The 8,440-nt window shown below is 34.9% G+C and carries 6 protein-coding genes; 2 read left to right on the top strand and 4 right to left on the bottom strand.

What is annotated here, in order from left to right:
• Positions 1-1,841 (bottom strand): cation-translocating P-type ATPase (locus K8V80_RS06270; protein ID WP_276776216.1); only part of this gene is annotated, 1,841 nt, incomplete at its 3' end.
• 199 nt (positions 1,842-2,040) lie between these two features.
• Between K8V80_RS06270 and rd the strand changes: the two genes are divergently transcribed.
• A complete protein-coding gene (gene rd / locus K8V80_RS06265; protein WP_006743851.1) occupies positions 2,041-2,205 on the top strand; it encodes a rubredoxin in 165 nt (54 codons plus the stop codon).
• Between the two features lie 113 nt (positions 2,206-2,318).
• Here the strand turns inward: rd and K8V80_RS06260 are convergent, their stop codons facing one another.
• Complete coding sequence (locus tag K8V80_RS06260; protein ID WP_276776213.1) at positions 2,319-4,025, bottom strand: Na/Pi cotransporter family protein; 1,707 nt, start codon at positions 4,023-4,025, stop codon at positions 2,319-2,321.
• A gap of 83 nt (positions 4,026-4,108) precedes the next feature.
• Between K8V80_RS06260 and K8V80_RS06255 the strand changes: the two genes are divergently transcribed.
• Positions 4,109-5,782, top strand: a complete 1,674-nt coding sequence (locus K8V80_RS06255; RefSeq protein WP_276776211.1) for a nucleoside kinase — start codon at positions 4,109-4,111, stop codon at positions 5,780-5,782.
• A 75-nt stretch (positions 5,783-5,857) separates the two neighbouring features.
• Here K8V80_RS06255 and K8V80_RS06250 read toward each other — a convergent pair whose 3' ends face one another.
• Both K8V80_RS06250 and argS read right to left on the bottom strand, forming a co-directional pair.
• A complete protein-coding gene (locus tag K8V80_RS06250; protein ID WP_276776208.1) occupies positions 5,858-7,234 on the bottom strand; it encodes an aminopeptidase P family protein in 1,377 nt (458 codons plus the stop codon).
• 12 nt (positions 7,235-7,246) lie between these two features.
• The coding region (argS, locus tag K8V80_RS06245) for an arginine--tRNA ligase (protein WP_276776206.1) at positions 7,247-8,440 on the bottom strand (1,194 nt) is incomplete at its 5' end.

The following is an 8,440-nucleotide window of genomic DNA, read 5'->3' as shown; positions in this document are numbered from 1 at the left end:
CCTGTAACAGCCACAACTTCTTTTTTATCTTGCAATAATTTAACCAAACGCTGTTTATCTGTTGGTCGTGCTCTAGACATAATCAAGAGTTTTGGTGCACGCTCTCTCGCTTCATCGTCTGTTAATTGTTCAAATTCTGGACCAGTAATACTCGCTTCCATAGGAGTATCTTCTTTCCAAAGTCCTATTTGACGAGCTATTTCGCGAGCTGTAACAAGTGTATCTCCAGTTACTATTTTAATATTAATTCCCGCAGAAAGGCATGATGCTACAGCTGCAGGTACTTCTTCTCTAATAGGGTCTGTTATACCTACATAACCTATTAATTCTAATTCTTTATAAAGTGATATATCTTTTAGATCTATAGCTGCATCGCCGTCTAATACTATATAAGCGAAAGCAAGTGTACGCATAGCTTTAGATTGTAATGAGACCAATGTCTGTTCTATCTGAGCCTTTTCTGCATAATCAATAGCACAATGTCTTAATACGACTTCAGGAGCTCCCTTTATGTATAGAACTTTTTTATTAAGTACTCTAGATTTAACAAAAGTAGCCATAAATTTTCTCTCCGTAGAGAAGGGCAATTGGTCGATTATTTCCACAGACTCACGTAGTTCTTTATAATCAATATTCTCTTTGTATAACCAATTTAAAAGTGCTATTTCTGTAGGGTTACCAATTCCCTCTACTTTGCCATTTTCTTCAGATAGATAGGCTGTTGAGTTTAAAGCCATGTTTTCAGAAAGAAGACCATCTCCACTAGGTAATGAACACTTATGAACAGATGCTACAGTCATTTTATTCTGTGTAAGTGTACCCGTTTTATCTGTACAAATAGTCGTAATCGCTCCCATTGTTTCAGAAGCATGCATTTTACGAACTAAATTATTTGTGCGAAGCATACGCTTCATATTCAAAGCTAAACTAAGAGTAACACTCATTGGTAAGCCTTCTGGCACAGCAACAACTAGTAGTGTAACAGACACCATAAAATACTTCAAGACAATTTCGGCAACTTTTAAAAATTGAGGCCAGCTATCAAGTGCTTCTACTTGAAAAAAGAAATAAAGATCTCGAGCTGTAAAAACAACAAAAACTAAACCTGCTATTGTAAAACCTATCTTTCCAATAAACTTTGCCAATTTAGTAAGTTGCTGTTTTAAAGGCGTAGTAACTTCACTATCAACATTAGTCAGTTTTGCTACTCTTCCAATTTCTGTATCATCACCTATTTTATCAACTACAAAGATTCCATGACCATCTAAAACCATTGTTCCTCGCAATACACGATTAGAAGGATAGGTCGCTTCTTCGTCAAATAAAGCTTTATCAGTAAATTTATCTATAACTGGCTCACCTGTAAGAGATGACTCATTTATTTGAAGAGACACAGTTTCTAGTAGAGTGCCATCAGCAGGAACCTCTTCACCTTGTTCAATAACAACAACATCTCCAATAACAATTTCTTTTCGTCCTACAAGCTGCACCTTGCCATCACGAAGAACCTTAACAGTCACATCATCACTAACAGCATTTAGTAAATCGAACTTTTTATTGGCATCGTATTCAAAATAGAAACCGATAGTTGTGGCTAAGATAATAGCCATAAAAATCCCAATTGTTTCAATATAATCACTATGGATATACGAAATGATCAAAGAAAAACAGGCTGCAACTAGTAGAATTTGGATGATTGGATCTTTAAATTTATCCAAATAGAGCTGCCATAACGAGACTTTTTTAACTGGAGTTAGTTGATTTAATCCATACTTGGATCTACTCTCTTCTACCTCTTTAGAAGTTAGACCATTTTTAAGCAGTGTGTCAGCTCTTTCCATATTAAAAACAATTCTTGTTAGTATTACAAAAATACAATTTATATCGAGTATATAAACAATAAAGAATCTTATTATTATTATATTTGACCGAGTTAAGGGAGGGTTTAATGCTCCATTTTTGTACAGATTTTTAATCTATATAGAACATATTTCCCTTAGCATTGTTTTAACATTAGAATTACAAATAAATTAACAAGTTATGAAAAAGTACATTTGCGTAGTATGTGAGTATGTTTATGACCCAGAACTAGGTGATCCAGATTCAGGTATTGATCCAGGTACCGCTTTTGAAGATATTCCAAACGATTGGGTTTGTCCACTATGTGGAGTAGGAAAAGAAGATTTTGAACCTTATGAAGGTTAAATAGAAAAAAGGTAAACTGCTCAGTTTACCTTTTTTATTACAATCTGAAGACAAAAGAAAAAGCCTATCTAAATTTAGACAGGCTTTTTATATGAAGTAGAGAATATTTTATTTTAAACTGATTTCTTTTCTCTCAAATCGCCACTAGCCTCAACTACGTTAATAACATAGTCTCCAAGTTTTTCACACTCACCTATTAGGTCCATGTAATAAACTCCAGTTTGGTAGTCATATTCTTTATTGTTCACATCAAGAATATTCTGGTTTTTTAGTTGACTTCTATAATTATTAATTTCATTCTCAATGTTGTATGACTTATTAATGTCGGCACTTGTATAGTGATCATCTCTTTCCAGAACAACAATCATCTGTGTCAAAGCATCATTAGTCAATTTCATCATAAAATGAATATGGTCATATTGTTTCTCTGTAAAGTCGGTACCTGCTTGACGCTTTCTGTTGATTGTCCTAGCCAAGTTATAACAACTATCTCCAATACTTTCTATCTCTGTGACTTCACGAAGCATTGTTCTAATTCTTAATTTACTCTCAGAGCTTAATCTACCATCTGATACTTGATTCAAATAGTTTGCTATTTCTAGCTCCATGTTATCACTTATATTTTCATACTTTTCAATTCTGCTATAAAGTTTAGTGAACTCATCATCCTCTTCTGTATGAAGCAATTCTCTGACCATACCATACATACGATGGATTCTTTCTGAGAACAAATGTATTTCTTTATGTGCTTGAAGGATTGATAGCTCAGAAGTGGATAACATACCACCAGTAATATAACGTAACCTTGGTTCATCTTTATCATCCTCTTTAGGACGGATAAAGAAGCATACTGTCTTTTCAATAAACTTAACCAACCAAATGAGTAGAAGAACATTGCAGACATTAAAGATAGAGTGAAATGCAGAAAGTTGATAAGAAATCAATGTTTCTTGACTTATATCGGGAGAAGTAACTTTACCTACAGCCCATTCAACAAACTCCATAAATGGATGGAATATTAACAATACCCATATAACTCCAAACACATTAAAGACAAAGTGAGCAAAAGCGGCCCTCTTGGCCTGGGAATTAGCAGTAAGAGCAGCTAAGTTGGCTGTAATAGTAGTACCAATATTTTCTCCTAATACCAAGGCAGCTCCAAGTTCAACACTAATCCAGCCATTCACACACATAACAAGAGTAATAGCCATTGTAGCAGCTGAAGCTTGAACTACAACTGTCACTATTGTACCTATAAATAGAAACAATAGGATAGAAAAAAATCCCATATCTGTATAGTTCTGTACGAACGCCAGCATATCGGGATTCTCGGATAAATCAGGAGCACTATCTTTCAGACTTGTTAGCCCCATAAAAAGGAATGCAAAACCAAAAAGGAATTCTCCTACATACTTACGGTTACTCTTTCCTGAAAAGATTAACGGTAAAGCTATTGCCAGTATAGGCAGGACAAAAGCATTTACATCAACACTAAAGCCTCCAATAGATATTAGCCAAGCTGTTACTGTTGTACCAATATTGGCACCCATTATAACACTAATTGACTCTGCCAAGGTTAGAAGTCCTGCGTTAACAAAACTAACTACCATTACTGTTGTTGCGGAAGAAGATTGTATCAAGGCTGTAATAAGGACCCCGGTTAACACTCCTGTCACTCGGTTAGTGGTCATCGCCGTCAGAATACTTCGCAAGCGGTCTCCAGCAAACTTCTGCAGCCCTTCACTCATTATTTTCATCCCATATAGGAATAATCCTAAGGATCCAATGAGCTTTAATAAATCGTTAAATGAATAATCCATCTACTATTTCAATTGATGATTGTTGCTATTTTAGCAATATTTCTCTACTTTGCTTACACTTATAACTCCTAAATTAAGAATATATGAAGCAATCGGTACAAATATATTGCAAAAATAACAATATCTATAGAGATTTCCCCATAGGTTCTACACTTTTGGAAATTTATAAAGGTTTTAAATTAGATTTTAAACATCAAGTTGTCAGTGCAAAAGTAAATAATAGAATAGAAGGTTTACGCTACAAAGTTTACAACAATAAGGATGTAGAATTTCTAGATGTTAGAGACTCTTCTGCAATGAGAACTTATGTAAGATCTCTCTGCTTCGTCTTATACAAAGCAGCTAGAGAACTTTTTCCAAACAGTAAATTGTATGTTGAACACCCTGTTTCGAAAGGCTATTTCTGCAATTTAGAGATAGGAAGAGAAATAACTTTGGAAGATATCGACTTGCTAAAAAAAAGAATGCAAGAAATTATTGATGCAGATATACCCTACTACAGAAAAGAGTGCAGGACAACAGATGCTATGAAGTTGTTCGCAGAAGAAGGTATGACGGACAAAGTTCGATTATTAGAGACTTCTGGATCTATCTATACTTATTACTATGAATTAGGAGGAACCATCGATTATTATTATGGTAATCTATTGCCTAGTTCTGGATTTATCAATGTATTTGATATCATGAAATATTATGATGGAATCTTACTTCGAATTCCAAACAAAAATAATCCTGAAGAGGTAGATGAGCTGATTAAACAGGAGAAGATGTTAGATGTTTTTAAAGAGCATATACAATGGCATGAAATTATGGGAGTCAGAACTGTTGGCGACATGAACCTCGCTTGTAAAAGAGGTCATGCTACTGACTTAATTAACGTAGCCGAAGCCCTACAAGAAAAAAAAATATCTCAGATAGCAGATGATATATACAACAGAGGCTCTAATGGTAAACGCATTAAACTAATTTTAATTTCAGGTCCTTCATCTTCTGGAAAAACAACATTTAGCAAAAGATTAACCATACAGTTAATGACCAATGGACTAAAGCCTGTTTCTATCTCACTAGATAACTATTTTGTAGAAAGAGAAGATACACCAAAAGATGAGAATGGTGATTATGATTATGAATCTCTTTATGCTCTTGACTTAAAGCTTTTTGAAGAACAACTTCAAGCTTTATTAAGAGGAGAAGAAGTAAAGCTCCCGACATTTAATTTTTCTACTGGAAAAAAAGAGTATAACGGTAACACCTTAAAGCTTAATCAAAATTCTGTGTTAATTTTAGAAGGGATACATGCTCTGAATCCTGAGCTAACAGCTCATATACCTCGAGAAAATAAATATATGGTATATGTATCTGCTCTTACTACTATTGCAATCGATGACCATAACTGGATTCCGACAACAGACAATCGCTTAATTCGCCGAATTATCAGAGATCATAATTATAGAGATTATTCAGCTGAGGAAACTATCGGTAGATGGCAAAGCGTAAGATCTGGAGAAGATAAATGGATCTTCCCTTTCCAAGAAAATGCAGATGTCATGTTTAACTCAGCTCTGCTTTTTGAGTTAGCAGTATTAAGACAATATGCAGAACCCATACTTATGTGTGTACCTCGGAATGATCCAGCTTATTCAGAAGCATATCGTCTTTTGAAGTTCTTAAAGTTCTTCCACCCTATTCAAGATAAAGAAATACCACCCACATCTTTATTAAGAGAATTCTTGGGAGGTAGTAGTTTTGATTATTAGCTAGTTTTAGACAAGTAAGTATATAAGAAAAGGAGGGCATTCCCTCCTTTTCTTATTATAAAAACTCATTAAAGTTTAGCGAATTGCTTCAACTTCTTCCGTAGTTAGTGGAACATATAATGATCCCATTCGACGTGCACCATCTTTAGTAATCACATAATCTTCTTCATTACGGATACCTCCAAAGTCTTTATATGTTTCAAGGACATCATAATTAATAAAATCCATAAACTTATTTTGTCCTCTCCAAAGATCAATTAAATCAGGAATGAAATAAATACCAGGTTCAATAGTAAACACAAAACCAGGTTCTAGTTCACGAGCTAATCGGAGAGATTTACGTCCAAACTGAGTACTTTTTTTTCCTCCAGCATAACCTACTAATTCTTCTCCAAAATTCTCCATATCATGCACATCAAGGCCCATCATATGGCCTAAACCGTGGGGATAGAACATTGCATGCGCACCTTCTCGTACAGCATCTTCTGTATTCCCCTTCATCAAACCTAAATCTTTCAGGCCATCTACCATAACACTAGCAGAAAGGTCATAAACAGATTCATAGCTCACACCAGGTTTTAAAGCCTTAACAGATTCAAGATGCATTCTGTTCTGAATATCATAAACAGCTTTCTGACGTGCTGTAAATGTCTTATCTACTGGAACTGTTGATGACATATCACCCGCATAACCCATTTCAGTTTCACACCCAGCATCAATTAAGAATAATTGACCCGACTTAGCAGTATTCCCATGATAATGATTGTGCAGAGTTTGCCCATTAATAGTGGCTATTGTAGCAAAAGATAATTCATAATTATTTCTTGCCGCTACAGCTTCCATTTCGGCTACAACTTCATATTCTTTCATGCCTGGACGCAACATTTTCATTGCGGCTATATGCATTTGAGCAGTTACATTACAAGCTTTATCTATTTCAGCTAACTCTTCATCCGATTTATAGATCCTTTGATTACAGATAGCTTCCATAAATTTATACGAAGCTTTTTGAGCTGCTGGCTTAATACCCAACAAATCCATAAGCTTCAACTGATGCTCAGGACGATAAGGAGGTAAATAATGAATCTCTCTCCCTTGTTTTTGAGCCCTAGCTAAGTATGTTCCTAAATCTACGGTAGGTTCAGTATGAGTAACCCCAACCATTTCACTCTTTTCTTTTAGAGTAGGTTGAACACCCATCCAAACTATATCATCAATCGTTAGTTCATTACCAAAGATGATTTCTTTGTCTTCATCGACATCAATTATCGCAGAAAGACCGGCAAATGACAAACCGAAAAAATATAGGAAACTTGAGTCTTGACGATATCTAAATGTACTGTCAGCATAATTTAGTGACAGCTCATCATTACCCAAAAATAAATAAACACCAGAGCCTAGTGCTTTTTTGAGCAAGGCTCTACGCTGCTTATATGTTTCTTTTTTAAACATATTAATATGGTTTTACATTCTATCAGGCACTTCTATACCTAGTAGATCCATACCATTCTTTATAGTTTCAGCCACAGTTTGCGACAATACTAAGCGGAATAGCTTAACCTTTTCATCTTCTTCTCTAAGAATAGAAAAATCATGATAGAACTGGTTATACTCTTTAACTAATTCGTAGATATAATTTGCAATACCAGAAGGGCTGTAATCTTTACCAGCTTGATCTACTATAACTGCAAAATCGGCTACCAATTGAATTAGTCCTCTTTCTTTTTCACTAATTTCTGTTGTAACATCAACTGATTTAGGAAGTACCATACCCGCTTCTTTTGCCTTTCTTAATACAGACTGAATACGAGCATATGTATATTGAATAAATGGACCGGTATTACCATTAAAGTCAATAGACTCTTTTGGATTAAAAGTCATGTTCTTACGAGCATCTACTTTTAAAATAAAATATTTCAGAGCTCCTAGTCCCACGATACGAGCAATTTCATTGGCTTCTTCATCAGATATATGATCTAATTTACCCAATTCCTTTGATGTTTCTTTCGCTGTATCTATCATTTCATCCATTAGGTCATCTGCATCAACAACAGTACCCTCTCTAGACTTCATTTTACCTTCGGGTAACTCTACCATTCCATAGGAGAAATGCACCAAATCTTTACCCCAAGCAAATCCTAATTTATCCAATAAAATAGAAAGTACCTGGAAATGATAGTTTTGTTCATTCCCCACCACATAAATCATTTGATCTATTGAGTAATCAGAGAAACGCATTTTTGCGGTACCTATATCTTGAGTCATATAAACAGATGTACCATCTGCACGAAGCAAAAGCTTTTGATCAAGACCTTCTTTAGTCAAATCAGCCCAAACAGAGCCATCTTCTTTTTTAAAGAATAATCCTTTAGCTAGGCCTTCATCAACTTTTTCTTTTCCTTCTAGATAAGTATCAGACTCATAATATATTTTATCAAAGCTTACGCCCAAACGTTTATAAGTTTCATCAAATCCTGTATATACCCAACCATTCATCTTATTCCATAAAGCTCTCACTTCTGGATCATTAGCTTCCCATTTCACAAGCATTTCACGAGCTTCTTTCATCAAAACAGAAGAAGCTTCAGCCTCTTCATCGCTCATTCCTTTACTTTTTAGTTCTGCTAATTCAGCTTTATAATGCTTATCGAAAGCCAC

The organism is Bacteroides coprosuis, from assembly GCF_020741705.1.
Classification (GTDB): domain Bacteria; phylum Bacteroidota; class Bacteroidia; order Bacteroidales; family Bacteroidaceae; genus Bacteroides_E; species Bacteroides_E coprosuis.
Note: the sequence above shows the minus strand (reverse complement) of the source record. Positions and strands in the feature narration are given on the sequence as shown.

Bases quoted from the DNA above. Each gene is read 5' to 3' on its own strand.
- rd (WP_006743851.1), top strand. From the start codon at position 2,041: ATGAAAAAGTACATTTGCGTAGTATGTGAGTATGTTTATGACCCAGAA.
- K8V80_RS06260 (WP_276776213.1), bottom strand. From the start codon at position 4,025: ATGGATTATTCATTTAACGATTTATTAAAGCTCATTGGATCCTTAGGA.
- K8V80_RS06255 (WP_276776211.1), top strand. From the start codon at position 4,109: ATGAAGCAATCGGTACAAATATATTGCAAAAATAACAATATCTATAGA.
- K8V80_RS06250 (WP_276776208.1), bottom strand. From the start codon at position 7,234: ATGTTTAAAAAAGAAACATATAAGCAGCGTAGAGCCTTGCTCAAAAAA.